A 15458-nucleotide genomic window follows, 5' to 3' on the forward strand; every position below is an offset into this window, starting at 1 on the left:
TGCGCCAGGCTCCGGCACCCCTGGACGCTTAGGCGATTTCGGGGGCCAGAACCAGTGGCGTACGCGGCGGACCCTCTTCGAGCAGCGTGCGCAGCAGCTCGGCGAGTCTGGTCGGGTACACCGTCTCACGCGCCACCGACAGTTCGGCGGAGGTCCACCACCTCAGACCCGCGACACTGCGCTGTTCCAGCCCGGTCAGCCCGCTCAGGTCCGTCGTGGTCTGCGTCGTACGTGCCAGGAAGTACCACTCGTCCTGATCCCACCGCCGCCCGTCGAACGGGAACGAGCAGATCCGCTGCCAGAGCACCGGACCCAGCTCGACATCGGTGATCCCGGTCTCCTCGGACAGCTCGCGCAGGGCCGCCTGCTCCCGGCTCTCGTCACCCTCCAGCCCACCGCCGGGGGTGAACCACCAGGTGCTCGTGGGGTCCTCCGGTTCATATCCGTGCACCAGCAGAATGCGGTCGTCGGGGTCGAGCAGGACCACCCGAGCCACCTTCCGCTTCTCAGTGGGCACCAGCAGGCACCCTTCGGTCCTGCCCGTTCCTCCTGCGTGCGGACCGCGCGGCGATCGGACCGTACGCGGTGCCTCCGAAGATGAGAACCACGCCCGCCACCACGGCCCCGAGCTGAAGCTTCAGGGGGCCGGGGGCCGACACCCCACCGGGGAGAGCGGCAAACGTCTGCGGTCGCTCGATCATGCCGTCCATCGGCCAGGCGATGGCGTCCACCCTGGCCTGCACGTCGCTGCGCGGCACCGACCCCTGTCCCGGGTCGTCCAGATGGACCCGGGAGTCCAGGGAGCCGCTGCGCTCGTCCCCGAGAAGGAAGAGCTGTCCCTTGGGCACGTTCGCCGTGAAGTTCTTCACCGAGGCGAGGCCCTCTGTCTGCAGATACGGTTCATCGATGGGCTTGCCGTTGACGGTGAGCCGGCCGCTCTTCTCGCAGCAGGCGATCTTGTCACCGCCGACTCCGACGACCCGCTTGACCATCGGCATGTTGTTGTCCCATGCCGGGTCCGTGAAGACCACCACGTCGCCGCGGCGCACCTCGCTGCCGTCCACGCGCTCCGCGAGGACCCGGTCTCCCGCATTCACCGTCGGCGTCATCGACTCGGTCGGCACGATGTACGGCTTGTACACCAGCGCGCCCCAGGCGAACCCGCCGAGGAAGAGCACAAGGCCGACAGCCACGGCCAGCCCCGACAGCATGCTGCCGAGCCGGCCGTGGCCGTCACCCGTACGTCCTGTTCCACTCATCCCAGCGTCCCCCACTCGGAGATCGACAATCGCTGATCCGAGTCGGCACCCTACCCGGCGGTATGCCTGTTGGTCAGCCTCTTACGGCGCCACAACACGAGGGGCAGCGCTCCGGCTACCCCGAGTGCTCCCGGCACCAGCCCCGTCGCCGCGTTGATCCCCGGCTGGTCGAATGTGCTCGGGATCGGCAGCGTCGCCCAGCGGTTGATCGGCCATGCGACCACGATGGCCCGGCCGACGACCTCGTCCGTGGAGACCGTGCCCTGACCGGGCAGCTCCTGGTGGTAGCGGGAGTCGAGGGAGTTCTGCCGGTGGTCACCCATCACCCAGATGCGGCCCTCGGGCACCTTGATCGGACCGAACGGCTCGTCGTTGCAGGGGGTGTTGCCCGGGTAGATGAACGACGTCTCGTTCAGCGCCACGCCATTGACCGTGACCGGGCCGTTCTCCTTGCACTCCACCGTGTCGCCGCCGATCGCGATGACCCGCTTGATCAGGTCCTTCTCCTCGGCGGACGGCATCAGTCCGATGAAGCTGAGGAACTTTTGCGCCACATTCGGTGCCGGCGCCTGGGCACTCTCCAGCCAGCCGCCCGGGTCGTGGAAGACCACGACCTCGCCCCGCTGAGGTTCCGAACCGAACCACGGGGTCAGCTTGTCGACCAGCACCCGGTCGCCCCGCTGGAGCGTGTCCTGCATCGAGTCCGAGGGAATCGAGAACGCCTGCACCAGGAACGTCTTGATCAGCAGCGCCAGAATCAGCGCGATGCCGATGAGCAGGGGCAGCTCCTTCCAGAAGGAGCGTGGCTTCCCCGGAGCCGTACCGCCGCTGTCCGGGGAGTCGCCGTCACTCTCCGTCCGGCCCGCCACCTCGGAGGATTCACCGTTCTCCGGATGCTCCGCCCGGTCCTCGGGTTCGTCGTGTCCGGATCGTGCGCCGACCGCCAAATCCCCCACATCCACTCCTCACTCCGTGCCACCGCCCGCGACCCATTCGGCGCAGGCCCACCACTCCCATAACGAGCGGGAGTTCCGCAGGGGTCGGGAGCCGGACCATTCCATTGAGATCCTGGGAGGACACACTATTCGACAGTCCGTACGCAGCCGCTGTCCCGGCGCGCGCGTCCGGCACCGAGGCAAATGTCTGCGGCTCCTCCAGCCTCCGCCAGTGGCCGAAGGGCCAGGCGATGACGACGGCCCGTCCCACGACCTCGTTCTCGGAGACCGTGCCGTGATCGGGCTCGTCCAGATGGAAGCGCGAATCAGCTGAATTCGAGCGATGGTCGCCCATCACGAAGATTCGGCCGGCCGGAACCTTTACCTCGAATTTGAGTGTGGAGGGCGGATTACCCGGATGCAGATAGGGCTCATCGAGCGCAACACCGTTGACGGTGACCTTGCCGTCCTTGTCGCAACACTTCACGGTGTCGCCGCCGACGGCGACCACACGCTTGATCAGATCCTGTTCGTCGTCGGACGGCAGCAGCCCGATGAAGGTCAGTCCTTCCTTCACCTGTTTGACGACGACGGGCGGATCCTTCTTGGCGACGTTCTCCTGCCGGAGCCAGCCGCCCGGATCCTTGAAGACGACGACGTCGCCGCGCCGGGGTTTTGCACCGAACCACGGGGTCAACTTGTCGACGAGCACCCGGTCGCCGATCCGGATGGTCTGCTCCATCGATCCGGACGGGATCACGAAGGCCTGCACGAGGAAGGTCTTGAGAACGAGCGCTATGAGCAGCGCCACGGTGATCAGGAGGGGGATCTCCTTCACGGCCGACCTGCGCCGCCGCCTTTTGACCTTGCGGGCCAGCTTGCGCCGCTCCGCCCGGGTCGGGAGCGACCGCGATGCCGTCGGCCTGCTGCCGGTCGGCAGCGGCGTGCCGGGGTCCGAGGCGCGGCTGTCGCGCCCGCGGTTACCCATGGGTCCCGTCCGGTATCCGTACGCCGTCGAAGGCACCGGTGTCCGGTAGCGGGCCCAGCCGGCCCAGCGGCCAGCCGATCCAGTCCACCCGGCCGATCACCCGGTCGACCGGCACCATGCCGCCGCCCGGCTCGCCCAGATGGTCGCGGGAGTCCCGGGAGTTGCTGCGGTGGTCGCCCATCATCCACAGCGCGCCGTCGGGGACGACGATGTCGAATGCCGCCCTGGACGGGGCGTCGCCCGGATACAGGTATTCCTCGTCCACCGGCCGGCCGTTCACCTCGACCCTGCCCCGCCTGTCGCAGCAGACCACCCGGTCACCACCCACGCCCACCACCCGCTTCACGAAGTCGGTCTCGGCGGGCTCCGCCAGCCCCAGGGATGCCGCTACGCCGTGTGCCAGCGCGGTGACAGGGTTCGCCTCGGGCTTCTTCTGTACGAAGGATCCGGTGCCGTCGAAGACGACGACGTCGCCGCGCTGCGGTACGGAGCCGAAACGGTACGCCAGTTTGTTCACCAGCACCCGGTCCCCCACCCGCAGCGTGGACTCCATCGAGCCACTGGGGATCAGGAAGGGCTGCAGCACATAGGTGCTGAACAGCAGCAGGAAGACCGCGCAGACGGCGCCGAGCGCGGCTGCCCGCCGCCACGACATCGTGGCGAACCGGTCCGGGATATGCGAAGAGCGCGACCTCTCCTCCGACCCTGCTTCGGGTGCGGAGGAGCGGTCGCGCTCCGTGGGCTTTGCTTCCGTGTCCATCGCAGCCAGAGCTTATCCGGCCGTGCTGTGGACCTGGGAGCTAGCTCACCTGTCGCGCTTCTCCTTGATCTTCGCGGCCTTGCCGCGCAGCTCACGGAGGTAGTACAGCTTCGCGCGGCGGACGTCACCGCGGGTGACGAGCTCGATCTTCTCGAAGATCGGGCTGTGCACCGGGAAGGTGCGCTCGACGCCGACGCTGAAGGAGACCTTGCGGACCGTGAAGGTCTCGCTGACGCCGGAGCCCTGGCGGCGGATGACTACGCCCTTGAACTGCTGGATACGGGAGCGGTTGCCCTCGATCACTCGCACGTGGACGTTGACGGTGTCACCGGGGCGGAACGCCGGGACGTCCGTACGCAGGGAGGCGGCATTGACGCCATCGAGCAGGGAAGCCATGTTGTCTGCTTTCTTCGCCGATGCCACAGGTCATCGACGGGAGATCGTAAGGAATCTGGGTGCTGATCGCGTCGGGCGGGCGTCGTTCCCCCTGTGGCAGGGGCGCACACCGGACGTACAGCAGCGGCTTATTCTTCCATGCCTTCGGGCCTGCGCCAAAATCGGCCGCCGGGCTCCGGCGACCAGCCGAGGATGGAGAGGATCTCGCGGTCCTTCTTGTCGAAGGCGCTCGCCTCGCAACGCTCGATGAGATCGGGCCGGTTGACCGCGGTACGGCGGAACGCCTCGTCCCGCCGCCAGCGTGCGATCTTCCCGTGGTGACCGCTGAGCAGGACGTCCGGGATGCCTCTGCCACGCCACTCCGGCGGCTTGGTGAAGACCGGGCCCTCCAGCAGATCGGCCATGGCGCCGGGTGCGAAGGAGTCGTCGCGGTGCGACTCGGCGTTGCCGAGCACACCGGGCAGCAGCCGGGCCACCGCTTCCGTGATGACCAGCACGGCGGCTTCCCCGCCGGCCAGCACATAGTCCCCGATGGAGACCTCGACGACCGGCATGCGGGTCGCGTACTCGTCCATCACCCGGCGGTCGATGCCCTCGTAGCGGGCCGGGGTGAAGATCAGCCATGGCCGCTCGGAGAGCTCCACGGCGAGCTCCTGGGTGAACGGACGGCCGCTGGGTGTGGGTACCACGAGCACCGGGGAGTGCGCCCCGGCCTCGAACCCGTCCGCCAGGGTCTCGTCCAGGGCGTCACCCCACGGCCCGGTCTTCATCACCATGCCGGGACCGCCGCCGTAGGGCGTGTCGTCCACCGTGTTGTGCCGGTCGTACGTCCAGTCCCGCAGATCGTGCACGTGCACATCGAGGCGGCCGCGGGCGCGGGCCTTGCCGACGAGCGAGACGTTCAGCGGTTCCAGGTACTCGGGGAAGATCGTGACGACGTCGAGCCGCATCAGGCGTCGTTCCCCGGCTCGGAGGCCTCTTCGTCGCGCGAGGAGACGATCACTGCCTGGCTGTCGTCGATCAGGCCGGGCGGCGGGGTGATGACCGCGCGCTGCTCCTCCAGATCGATCTCGGTGACGATCTCCTCGACGAACGGGATCATCACCTCGCTGCCGTCCGGGCGCTCCACGATGAAGAGGTCCTGGGACGGCAGGTGCGAGATCTCGGTGATCCGGCCGATCTCGGTGCCGTCGGCGAGGACCACGTCGAGGTCGATGAGCTGGTGGTCGTAGAACTCCTCGGGGTCCTCCGGGAGCTCCGCCGGGTCGACGTCGGCGATCAGCAGGGTGTTCCGGAGGGCCTCGGCCGCCGTACGGTCCCGTACTCCCTCGAAACGCAGCAGCAGCCTGCCACTGTGCACCCGTCCGGTCTCGATCGTCAGCGGCCCGTTCGCTGCCGGGTCGGTGGTCAGGCGGGCACCGGGGCCGAGCCTGAGCTCCGGCTCGTCCGTACGCACCTCGACGGTGACCTCGCCCTTGATGCCGTGGGCGCGGCCGATCCGCGCAACTACCAGCTGCACCTTGTGTCTCTCCTGTCATACGACGACGGGCCGGGGCGGGCGCATGGCCCTCCCCGGCCCGTGCCGGTGTTCAACTCTGTCAGCGAACCTGGTCCACATCGACGAGGTCGACGCGGATGCCACGGCCGCCGATGGCGCCCACGACGGTTCGCAGCGCGCGTGCGGTGCGGCCGTTGCGGCCGATCACCTTGCCGAGGTCATCGGGATGGACCCGGACCTCGAGCACACGACCACGGCGCAGGTTGCGCGAGGCGACCTGCACATCGTCGGGGTTGTCGACGATGCCCTTCACGAGGTGCTCGAGAGCCTCCTCGAGCATGCTCAGGCCTCGGTCGACTCGGCGGGCGCGGCAGCGTCAGCAGCCTCGTCCGCCTTCTTGTCGGCCTTCTTCGCCTTCTGCGTGATGGCCTCGCCCTTGGACTCCTCGCCGGTGTCCTTGGCCAGGGCCTCGAACAGGGCGCGCTTGTCGGCCTTGGGCTCCGGCTGCAGCAGCGGCGCGGGGGCGGGGAGGCCCTTGTGGGCCTGCCAGTCACCGGTGAGCTTCAGGATCGCGAGAACCGGCTCGGTCGGCTGGGCGCCGACGGACAGCCAGTACTGCGCGCGCTCCGAGTTGACCTCGATGCGCGAGGGGTTCTGCACCGGGTGGTACAGGCCGATCTCCTCGATGGCCCGGCCGTCACGGCGGGTACGGGAGTCGGCGACGACGATGCGGTAGTGAGGCGAACGGATCTTGCCCAGACGCTTCAGCTTGATCTTGACTGCCACGGGAGTGGTGTCTCCTGGTCTATGACGTGGTTGGGCACAACGAAGATGCCACGTGGGGTTGCGGTACTCGGGTGCCCGATGGACGCGTCAGCCGGAGGCGAGAGGGTTCCTGTGCGGCTGTCGAGTACAGCTAGCCATTGTGCCACACCACATCGGGTCACCCCACCGCGACCGCCGCTTCCGGGATGCGGAAGGGCTTTCCGCAGCCACCGCAGACGATCGGCGCCTGGGCGAGGACCGACGGTACGACCCGGACGTTGCGTCCGCAGTCGCAGACGGCCTTGACGCGCACGCCACCTCCGGAGGAGCCGTGCCGTGCGGCCGGCCCGCGGAAGGAGCGTTTGGTGTCGGCGGCGGTGGCGACCGTGTGCGCCTTGAGGGCGCGCTGCAGTCGCTCGATCGTCGGGCGGTAGCGGCGCTTGGCCTCGGGGTTGAGCGTGACCAGCGAGAAGCCACTGCTGGGGTGGGGCTCCTCGGCGTGGTCGAGACCCAGCTCCTCGGCGATCGCGAGGAATCGTCTGTTGTGGTAGCGGCCGGCGCGGGAGGTGTCACGGACACCTCGGGCGGCGGCGATGCCATGGACTGCCTCATGCAGCAGTCGCTCGAAGGAGAGCTCGGCGCCACAGGCGGACGACGACTCTCCGATCAGGGACTCGGGCGCGGCAAGATCGGGCAGCTCGGGGTGGTACCGCTGAATATCGGCCCACGCCTGCGCCAGCTCTGCGGCAAGTACAGGTGGTGTCGTGCTCACGTCGTGACAACGAGCCTGAGTGCCCCGGTGTTCCGATTCCGGGCCATCCCAAATATTTTGCACGTACCAGTCAGTTGCCATTCATGTGTCCTGACGAGGGCAGGTGCGCTGATCTGCGGAGAACCCTCGCAGCTCGCACGAAGCCGGTACGTAGTGACGTGTACGCCGTGACGCGTACGCCCCGGCGCGCAGACAGCGCATGCGCGCCGGGGACGGACGGTTCCGGGAACACCGTCGGGCGTCAGTAGGCGCGGGCCACGACGGCGACAGTACCGGGGGCGTCGTCGGACTGAGGCACCGACCCGTCCTCGGCCAGCAGACACCGTACCGAGGCTCCCTGCTCCGCGAGCCGGGCCTCCCCCGCCGGGCCCAGGACGTCCCACGGAATGCGGGCCCAGCCGCCCGCGGCCGCTGCTTCTGCGGCCTCCTCGACGGTGGCCGCCTCGCTGGTACGGGAGGTGCGGCGGGCCCGGGACTCACGCAGCAGGGTCGCCTGGTCCTCCTCCAGAACGGCCGGCAGCAGCGTTGCCAGCGCCTCGATCGGGACCGGTTCCTTCCCGCCGGGGATGCGGCGGGCCAGCATCGCCGTTCCGTTCTCCAGATCGCGCGGGCCGACTTCGATCCGTACCGGTACGCCCTTCAGCTCCCAGTCGACCGCGCGCCGACCGAAGGGGGTCTCCGTGCGGTCGTCGAGGTGCACCCTGATCCCGGCGGCGCGCAGCCGGTCGCCGATGGAGCGGACCGCGGTGAGTACCGCGTCGTCCCCCTTGATCGCGAGGACGACCACCTGGACGGCGGCCAGCCGCGGCGGGACGCGGAGCCCCTGGTCGTCGCCGTGCGACATGATCAGGCCGCCGACCATCCGGGTCGAGGTGCCCCAGGAGGTCTGCCAGACCAGCTCCCGCCTGCCCTCCTTCGACAGGTACTCGGTGTGGAAGGCCTTGGCGAAATTGGTGCCGAGCTCATGGCTCGTACCCATCTGCAGGGCCTTGCCGTCGCCCATCATCGCTTCGAGGGTGAGCGTGTTGACGGCGCCCGCGAACCGCTCCCTCGGGGTCTTCCGGCCGAGCACCACGTCGATGCCGAGGACCTCGGTCATGAAGTCCGCGTAGACGTCCCGGTGGATGCGGGCGGCGTACTCCCGGGCGTCCTCGTACGTGGCGTGGGCGGTGTGGCCCTCCTGCCAGAGGAACTCTGTCGTACGGAGAAAGACCCGCGGGCGCATCTCCCAGCGGACGACGTTGGCCCACTGGTTGATCAGGAGGGGCAGATCCCGGTAGCTCTGGACCCATTTCGAGAAGTACTCATTGATGATCGTTTCGGACGTCGGCCGCACCACCACAGGCTCTTCGAGGTCCTTGCCGCCGCCGTGGGTGACGATGGCGAGCTCGGGTGCGAAGCCCTCGACGTGCTCCGCCTCGCGTGTCAGGTAAGACTGGGGGATGAAGAGTGGGAAGTAGGCGTTCTGGGCGCCCGCATCCTTGATGCGGGCATCCATCTCCTGCTGCATCCGCTCCCACAGGCCGTATCCGTACGGTCGGATGACCATGGTGCCGCGCACCGGACCGTTGTCCGCGAGTTCGGCCTTGTTGATCAGATCCTGGTACCAGCGGGGAAAGTCCTCGGCCTGGGGTGTGAGAACGGGTGCCTTTGCCATGGCGCGCATCGTACGGCGACATCTCGCTCCGCACGGAGTGACGGGACCGGCCCTCGTGGCCTGTATCCGGGGGCGCACGACGTGTCCCCCGGCGCGCACGACCGTAGCTCGCAACCATTGCCCTCCGACCCCTGGACGAAGCCGCGGATGCGGAGTTCTCTGACTTACGGGGGAGTGCGGGCGCGCAGACACACGGGGGCCGTCCACTCGGGTACGACCGACTTCTCGGCGGATTGGGGCGCTTTCATGACACCAACGCTCGTCCGGCACCACAGGCAGGCGGATGCATCCGCCCCGGTGGATCCCGGAACCCGGGCCCGTGACTGGGCCGAGATCCAGGAGCGCATGCTCGCACCGCTGTACGAAGCGGTGTACGAGCGGCTCGAAATCGGAGCCGGTACGCGGCTGCTCTCCCTCGGCTGCGGCTCCGGGCTCGCGCTGCTGATGGCCGCCGCCCGTGCGGCGCACGTCACCGGAGTCGACACCGACCGTGAGCGTCTTGCTCTGGCCCGCGAACGGCTGCTGCCCGACCCCGGACCCGAGCGGGCCCGGGACGGTCTGCCGGTGCTCCTCGACGGTGATCCGTCCGTCGCCGCCCGGCCCGAAGGCCCCCCGTACAACCTGCTCACCGTGTTCACCCCGATCGGCTGCTCGGCGGGCGACTCCGAGGGGCTGAAACCGGAGCTGGAGTCCGCTGTTCCGCTGGTCGCCCGCGGCAGTTCGGTGGTGCTGACCGGATGGGGTCCGCCCGAGCGGTGTGCCACTGCGGCGGTGCTACGGGTGGCGACCCGGCTCGGTGACGGGGTGCGGGCGCCCCGCGCGGGAGGCTGGCGCCCGGCGCGCCGGGACGATCTGGAGGAGGTCGCGTTCCGGGTCGGGCTCAATCCGAACGGCTCGGGGCGGGTGGCGTGCCCGTTCGGGTACGCGGACATGGACAGCGCGGTGCGCGGGCTGCTGTCGACCCGGCTGTTCGACGCGGCGGTACGGGCGACGGACCGGTCCCAGGTGGAGAAGGAGGTCGCGGAGGCACTGCATCCGCACCGGCGCCGGGACGGCACGGTCTGGATGCCGAATGTCTTCCGCTATCTCGTCTGCACCACTCCCTAGAAGGGCGCTGCACTCCCTGGAAGGGTGTTCCGCAGAAGGGCGTTCCGCGCTCGGCCGGGCGGCTCTCAGTGCTTGGCCAGGCGCGCGACGCCCGCCGCCCGGTAGGCCGCCTCCTCGTCCAGCGTCTCGTTCTGCAGCAACGCGGACGCCAGCCTGTCCAGCTTCTCCCGGTGCTCGCGCAGCAGCCGCTGCGCCTCGATGTAGCACTCGTCGACGATGCGCCGCATCTCGTGGTCCACCGCGTCCAGCGTGGCGGGCGCCGCCGAGAGGCCGTACGCCTGCTGGGCGTCGCCCGGGATCGCCGTCAACCTGCCGACCCTGTCGCTCATCCCCCAGCGCCCGACCATCCCACGCGCCAGATTGGTGACCTGTTCCAGGTCGCTCTCCGAACCCGTGGTGACCACTCCGTAGACCAGGTGCTCCGCGGCCATGCCACCGAGGGCGCCGATGATGCGGCCGCGCAGATAGTCCTCGGTGTACGCGTACTTGTCGGCCTCCGGCGTCGAGAGGGTGACGCCGAGGGCCCGGCCGCGCGGCACGATGGTGACCTTGCGGACAGGGTCGGCGCCGGGCTGGAGCATCCCGAGGAGGGCGTGGCCGCTCTCGTGGTACGCGGTCCTGCGGCGCTCCTCCTCCGGCATGACCAGCGGTCGTTCGGCTCCGAGCTGCACCTTCTCCAGGGCGTCCGACAGGTCGGCCTGGTTGACCTCGGACTGCTTGCGCTTGACGGCGAGCAGGGCGGCCTCGTTGGCGAGGTTGGCGAGGTCCGCACCGGTCATGCCGGGGGTCGTGCGGGCCACCTGGCCGAGGCTCACGTCCTCGGAGAGCGGGATCTGCCGGGTGTGGATCTTCAAGATCGCCTCCCGGCCGCCCCGGTCCGGTGGGCTCACCTGGACGATCCGGTCGAAGCGGCCGGGCCTGGTGAGCGCCGGGTCGAGGACATCGGCCCGGTTGGTCGCGGCGAGGACGACGACGCCTTCCGATCCGGAGAAGCCGTCCATCTCGGTGAGGATCTGGTTCAGCGTCTGTTCGCGCTCGTCGTGGCCGCCCATGCCGGAGCCGCCGCCGCGGGCCCGGCCGATGGTGTCGATCTCGTCGATGAAGACGATGGCGGGGGCGACCTTGCGGGCCTCGGCAAAGAGTTCCCGTACCCGGCTCGCGCCGACGCCGACGATCATCTCGATGAACTCGGAGGCGGAGGCGGAGAAGAACGGCACCCCGGCCTCGCCCGCGACGGCCCGCGCGAGCAGCGTCTTGCCGGTGCCGGGCAGGCCGGCGAGCAGCACTCCCCCGGGCATCCGGGCGCCCATCTTCCGGTACTCCTGCGGGTTCTTCAGGAAGTCGACGACATCGTTGAGTTCGCCCTCGACCTCGTCGATCCCGGCCACGTCCTCGAAAGTGGTGCGCTTGGCGCCCTCCAGTTCGACCGGTCTGGGCGGGGCCTTGCGGCCCAGTGCGCCGGCGCCGCCGAATCCTCCGGACATCCGGCGGGCGATGAAGACCCAGAGCAGGACGAGCAGCAGGATCGGGGCAAGGGAGATCAGCAGATTGGCGAGGAAGCTGCGCTGCTGGACAACCGGTTCCGCGGTGACGGTGACATCGTCCTTGATCAGCTCGGCCCAGAGGTTGTCGTCGGCGAAGGCGGGCCGCTGGGTGACGAACTTGGTGTACGTCTTGTCGCTGCCGGGGACCTTCGCCTCTTTCCTCAGCTGCCCCTGGATGGCGTCGCCCTTGGAGTAGATCTTGGAGACGTTGCCCGCCGTGACCTGCTTGCTGAATTCCGTGTAAGCGATGGTCGGCTCGTTCCTCCCGTTGAAGAAGGAGAGCACCAGGTTGGTGATCAGATAGACGGCCAGCGCGGTCAGCAGCAGTCCGCCCCAGCCGCCCGGCATCTTCCGGCGCGGCGGAGGGGGCGGTGGGGCGCCCTCGGAGCGCCACGGCTGGTCGGTCCGATCGCGTGGCGGTACAGGACTGGTCACGCGCGCTCCTCTGCCGACGACCTTGAAGCGACATTAAGCACCAAAGCTCCCGGGGGGCCCGCCCGGTGGGCCCATGGGGGGACATCGGCGCGCGGACGCGTGAACCCTTGTCAATATCCAGAATCCTGTTTACTGTTCGATTCGTGAACGTCACCGACGAACGCTTCCTCACCCGCAACGGCCTCGCCGCCCGGCAGCTCGCCGTCCTGCTCCTCAACCATGAGTCGGACACCCGCATGCCCCGGGTACGCGACTTCGCCGAGGAGCTGGGCTGCGGAAACGGCACCGTGCAGGCGGCGTTGCAGCTGCTGGAGGAATCCGGCGCCATCGAGACGACCGCCCGCGGCCACCTCGGCACCTTCCTCGTCCGCTCGGACCGCTCCGTGCTCTGGAGGCTCTCCGGCCTCGGCACCCTGCTCGCCGCGATGCCCCTGCCGTACTCACGCCGGTACGAGGGTCTGGCGACCGGGCTGCGCGGCGCCTTCGAAACGGCCGGCGCGCCGTTTGCCATCACCTTCATGCGCGGCGCCGGGGCCCGTACCGCCGCACTCCTCGAAGGCAAGGTCGACCTGGTCGTCCTCTCCCGCTTCGCGGCCGACCAGCTGATCGCCGAGCATCCGGTGGAGCTGGTCGCCGAGCTCGGCCCCGCCACGTATGTCGGTGCGCACGGCATGCTGCTGCGGCACGGCGCAGACCTCGACTCCCCCGGGCTGCGGGTGGCGGTCGACCACGCCTCCGAGGACCTGCGGATGCTGGTCGAGCGAGTCTTCGCCGGCCGCGAGGACATCGAGTGGCGCGAGGCCTCGTACATGCAACTGCCCGACCTCTTCGCCCGTGACGAGGTCGACGCCACCGTCTGGAACCTGGACGAGGTGCAGGACCGGATCGGGCTCGGGGTCGACGTGCTTCCGCTCGGCGACGAGGTCACCCGCGAGCTGTCGCTGCGCAACTCCAGCGCGGCGATCATCGGCCGGACCGGCGGAGCGAAGGCCCTTGCCGCCGTCCGGGAGTCGCTCGATCTCTCGCTGGTGACCCGGCTGCAGACCGAGGTACTGAGGGGCGAGCGCGTGCCCTCGTACTGATCCGGTGGATCCGGTGAGACCGACCCCGGCCACCTGTGGCCTCGGACGATCTGAAAATACAAAATCCTGGTTTCTGTCGATTATAGGAGGATCATCGTGGACGACCAGCTCGCATTGCGGATCCGGCTCTTCCGTGAAGGAGGCCAGGTCAAGCCCGAAGTCGCCGACTTCGTCGCCGCCGAACTGGCCGCCCTCGAAGCCGACGGGCGCACCGTCACCGAAGCCAGCGCCGGAATGCTGACCAGTCACCTGATGATGGCCCTCACCCGGCTCCTCGACGGCCAACCGATCGAGCAGTTCCTCACCGACGACCAGGTCGCCGCCGAACTGGCCGGACATCCCCACGCCGTCGCGCGCGCCCGCGCCATCTCCGCGCGGGCCGAGCAGGAGCTCGGAGCGGCGCTCCCCGACTCGGAGATCAACTTCCTCGGCATGCACCTCGCCGTGCTCGCCCAGCACTCACCGGCCGCCCCGGCCTCCTGACCCACCCCGTCCAACCCCAGACAGAGAAGGACCAGCCATGACGAAGATCCTCACCGGCGGTGTCGGCAAGGTCGAGGTCACCGACACGATCAAGCAGCTCGCGATCGACGGCATCGACATCGTCGCCTCCAGTGACATGGACGCCGCGATGAAGCTGCGCGTCGGACAGGCCGACTACTACCTCGGCACCTGTCACACCGGCGCCGGCGCCTCCCTCGGCGTACTCGTCGGCCTGATGGGCTCGGCCGCCTGCCACACCTTCGGGCGCAGCATCCCCTCCGAGGACGAGGTCGCCGCCCTCCTCGCCGACGGCAAGAAGGCCTTCGGATTCTCGATGGACCAGATCGACGTCATCGCCCCCCTCATGGCGCGCGCCATCGCCGCCCGCGGCTGACCCCGGCCACCTCTTCCTGAACACCCCGGGCACGAAGGAGTGACCCTGTGAGCACCACACTCGCCGCCGGAGCCGGCCTCGATTTCACACTGGCCCAGCAGCTGACCGTGATAGCCCTCTGTGCGCTGACCGCGTACATCTCGCACATGGCGCTGGCCGTCTTCAACGACGGCGTACGCCCGTTCCTGCTGGACTTCATCCAGGGGCGCACCACGCGCAGCGCCACGACGGCGGTCTCCTTCGGACTGTCCGCCGGGTTCATCTTCGGACTCGGCGCACCCATGGCGCTCTCCACCGGTGTGCTGAATCCGTGGCTCGTCTTCCTGCCCACCGACATCCTCGGCATGCTGGCGCCGAAGAAGTGGCTCGCACCGATCCTCGGCGGCGCCTGGGGTGCGGTCGTCGTCTTCGGCCTGAACGGCGCGAACGACGTGGCACACGATCTGCCGGTCGACTTCATCACCGCGATGCAGCAGATGTCGACGCCGATCCTGTTCCTCTTCACGCTGTTCCCGGTGCTCGCGATCACCAAGCAGTTCGGCCGCAAGTGGGGCGGCGTCGCGGGGGGTCTCGAACTCGCGCTGGTCGTCCTCACCATGAAGGTCTGGCCGAAGATGTTCGCCGGGGCGCTGGCCATGGCCATCGGCGTTCTGATGCTGATCGCCCTGGCCATCGCCAAGGACATGAAGCAGCGCAAGGCCGACAAGGCCGCGGGCGTCACCGAGATCGTCCTGGACGACGACCCGATGGCCTCCCTGTTCAGCGCGAGCGCGGCCCGGCTGCGCAGGTATCTGCCGCTCTTCATGGTGCTGGGTGCCGGAGTCTGTGTGCTGGCGCAGATGCATATATTCGGCGGCGGCGAGGCGACCAGCTTCCTGATCGCCAAGGGGCAGTACACGGAAGCCGCCCAGGTCGACTTCTACCGGGTCTTCGGCTTCATCCCGCTGATCGCGACGACCGCGCTCGCGTCGGGCGCGTACGGCATCGCGGGGTTCACGCTGGTGTACCCGATCGGCTATCTGATGCCGAACCCGTTCCTCGCCGCGATCGTCGGCGCCGCCGTGTTCGCCCTCGAGATCCTGGCCCTCTCCTCCATCGGCAAGGTCCTCGGCAAGCTGCCCAGCGTCCGCGACTCCTCGGAGCACCTGCGCAGCGCGATCGGCGACACGCTGCAGCTCGCGATCCTCTTCGGCTCACTGATGGCCGCCAACGCCATGGGCGGCGGACTCGGGATCCTCGTCGTCGGCGGGCTCTACCTGCTGAACGACGCGATGGGCCGGCCGGTCGTGCGGATGGCCGCCGCTCCGGCAGCGGTGATCGTCGGCGGAATCCTCCTCAACGTCCTGTACTGGCTCGACCTGTTCACCCCGATCAAGGGCTGAG

18 protein-coding genes are annotated in these 15458 nt (G+C 69.0%); 5 read left to right on the forward strand and 13 right to left on the reverse strand.

From position 1 onward, the window contains the following. Positions 1–28 precede the first annotated feature (28 nt). From OHB49_RS13645 to proS, 12 genes are all read right to left on the reverse strand, one after another. A complete protein-coding gene (locus OHB49_RS13645; RefSeq protein WP_030978824.1) occupies positions 29–517 on the reverse strand; it encodes an NUDIX hydrolase in 489 nt (162 codons plus the stop codon). After that, a complete protein-coding gene (gene lepB / locus OHB49_RS13650) occupies positions 507–1259 on the reverse strand; it encodes a signal peptidase I (RefSeq protein ID WP_329160518.1) in 753 nt (250 codons plus the stop codon). The genes OHB49_RS13645 and lepB (OHB49_RS13650) overlap by 11 nt, the downstream gene beginning before the upstream one ends. Positions 1260–1309: 50 nt before the next feature. After that, on the reverse strand, positions 1310–2206 hold the full coding sequence (gene lepB / locus OHB49_RS13655; protein WP_313941691.1) for a signal peptidase I: 897 nt from the start codon (positions 2204–2206) through the stop codon (positions 1310–1312). After that, a complete protein-coding gene (gene lepB, locus OHB49_RS13660; RefSeq protein ID WP_030978813.1) occupies positions 2139–3182 on the reverse strand; it encodes a signal peptidase I in 1044 nt (347 codons plus the stop codon). Before lepB (OHB49_RS13660) ends, lepB (OHB49_RS13655) begins: the two co-directional genes overlap by 68 nt. Beyond that, a complete protein-coding gene (lepB, locus tag OHB49_RS13665) occupies positions 3175–3942 on the reverse strand; it encodes a signal peptidase I (protein ID WP_030978811.1) in 768 nt (255 codons plus the stop codon). The genes lepB (OHB49_RS13660) and lepB (OHB49_RS13665) overlap by 8 nt, the downstream gene beginning before the upstream one ends. A gap of 45 nt (positions 3943–3987) precedes the next feature. Further along, positions 3988–4338: a 50S ribosomal protein L19 gene (gene rplS, locus OHB49_RS13670; RefSeq protein ID WP_030928567.1), complete on the reverse strand. Its 351-nt coding sequence runs from the start codon at positions 4336–4338 to the stop codon at positions 3988–3990. Positions 4339–4466: 128 nt separating this feature from the next. Further along, a complete protein-coding gene (trmD, locus tag OHB49_RS13675; RefSeq protein ID WP_329160519.1) occupies positions 4467–5288 on the reverse strand; it encodes a tRNA (guanosine(37)-N1)-methyltransferase TrmD in 822 nt (273 codons plus the stop codon). Beyond that, on the reverse strand, positions 5288–5857 hold the full coding sequence (gene rimM, locus OHB49_RS13680; RefSeq protein WP_093778612.1) for a ribosome maturation factor RimM: 570 nt from the start codon (positions 5855–5857) through the stop codon (positions 5288–5290). Before rimM ends, trmD begins: the two co-directional genes overlap by 1 nt. A 79-nt stretch (positions 5858–5936) precedes the next feature. After that, complete coding sequence (locus OHB49_RS13685) at positions 5937–6176, reverse strand: RNA-binding protein (protein WP_005311361.1); 240 nt, start codon at positions 6174–6176, stop codon at positions 5937–5939. 2 nt (positions 6177–6178) lie between these two features. After that, positions 6179–6622, reverse strand: coding sequence for a 30S ribosomal protein S16 (rpsP, locus tag OHB49_RS13690; protein ID WP_030928571.1), 444 nt, complete (start codon positions 6620–6622; stop codon positions 6179–6181). A 157-nt stretch (positions 6623–6779) separates the two neighbouring features. Further along, positions 6780–7373, reverse strand: coding sequence for a hypothetical protein (locus tag OHB49_RS13695; RefSeq protein ID WP_030928573.1), 594 nt, complete (start codon positions 7371–7373; stop codon positions 6780–6782). Between the two features lie 241 nt (positions 7374–7614). Then, positions 7615–9030 (reverse strand): proline--tRNA ligase, encoded by a 1416-nt coding sequence (proS, locus tag OHB49_RS13700; protein ID WP_329160523.1) that lies wholly within the window; start codon positions 9028–9030, stop codon positions 7615–7617. A gap of 246 nt (positions 9031–9276) precedes the next feature. Between proS and OHB49_RS13705 the strand changes: the two genes are divergently transcribed. Continuing rightward, positions 9277–10137, forward strand: coding sequence for a methyltransferase domain-containing protein (locus tag OHB49_RS13705; RefSeq protein WP_030978801.1), 861 nt, complete (start codon positions 9277–9279; stop codon positions 10135–10137). Between the two features lie 65 nt (positions 10138–10202). Here the strand turns inward: OHB49_RS13705 and ftsH are convergent, their stop codons facing one another. Continuing rightward, positions 10203–12116 (reverse strand): ATP-dependent zinc metalloprotease FtsH, encoded by a 1914-nt coding sequence (gene ftsH, locus OHB49_RS13710; protein ID WP_329160525.1) that lies wholly within the window; start codon positions 12114–12116, stop codon positions 10203–10205. Positions 12117–12259: 143 nt separating this feature from the next. On the opposite strand from ftsH, the gene yhfZ reads away from it, so the two are divergent. The 4 genes from yhfZ to OHB49_RS13730 all read left to right on the forward strand — a co-directional run bounded on the left by yhfZ (position 12260) and on the right by OHB49_RS13730 (position 15457). Next, positions 12260–13198 carry a GntR family transcriptional regulator YhfZ gene (gene yhfZ / locus OHB49_RS13715; protein ID WP_030978799.1) on the forward strand — a complete coding sequence of 313 codons (939 nt, stop codon included), beginning with the start codon at positions 12260–12262 and terminating at the stop codon, positions 13196–13198. A gap of 96 nt (positions 13199–13294) precedes the next feature. Continuing rightward, entirely contained in the window at positions 13295–13681 is a 387-nt protein-coding gene (locus OHB49_RS13720; RefSeq protein WP_329160526.1) for a PRD domain-containing protein, read from the forward strand. A gap of 37 nt (positions 13682–13718) precedes the next feature. Continuing rightward, positions 13719–14075, forward strand: coding sequence for a DUF2620 domain-containing protein (locus OHB49_RS13725; protein ID WP_030978796.1), 357 nt, complete (start codon positions 13719–13721; stop codon positions 14073–14075). Positions 14076–14122: 47 nt separating this feature from the next. After that, positions 14123–15457, forward strand: a complete 1335-nt coding sequence (locus OHB49_RS13730) for a YhfT family protein (RefSeq protein ID WP_329160528.1) — start codon at positions 14123–14125, stop codon at positions 15455–15457. The last annotated feature ends 1 nt before the right edge of the window (position 15458 follow it).

It is taken from the genome of Streptomyces sp. NBC_01717 (assembly GCF_036248255.1).
In the GTDB taxonomy this organism is placed as follows: Bacteria; Actinomycetota; Actinomycetes; order Streptomycetales; family Streptomycetaceae; genus Streptomyces.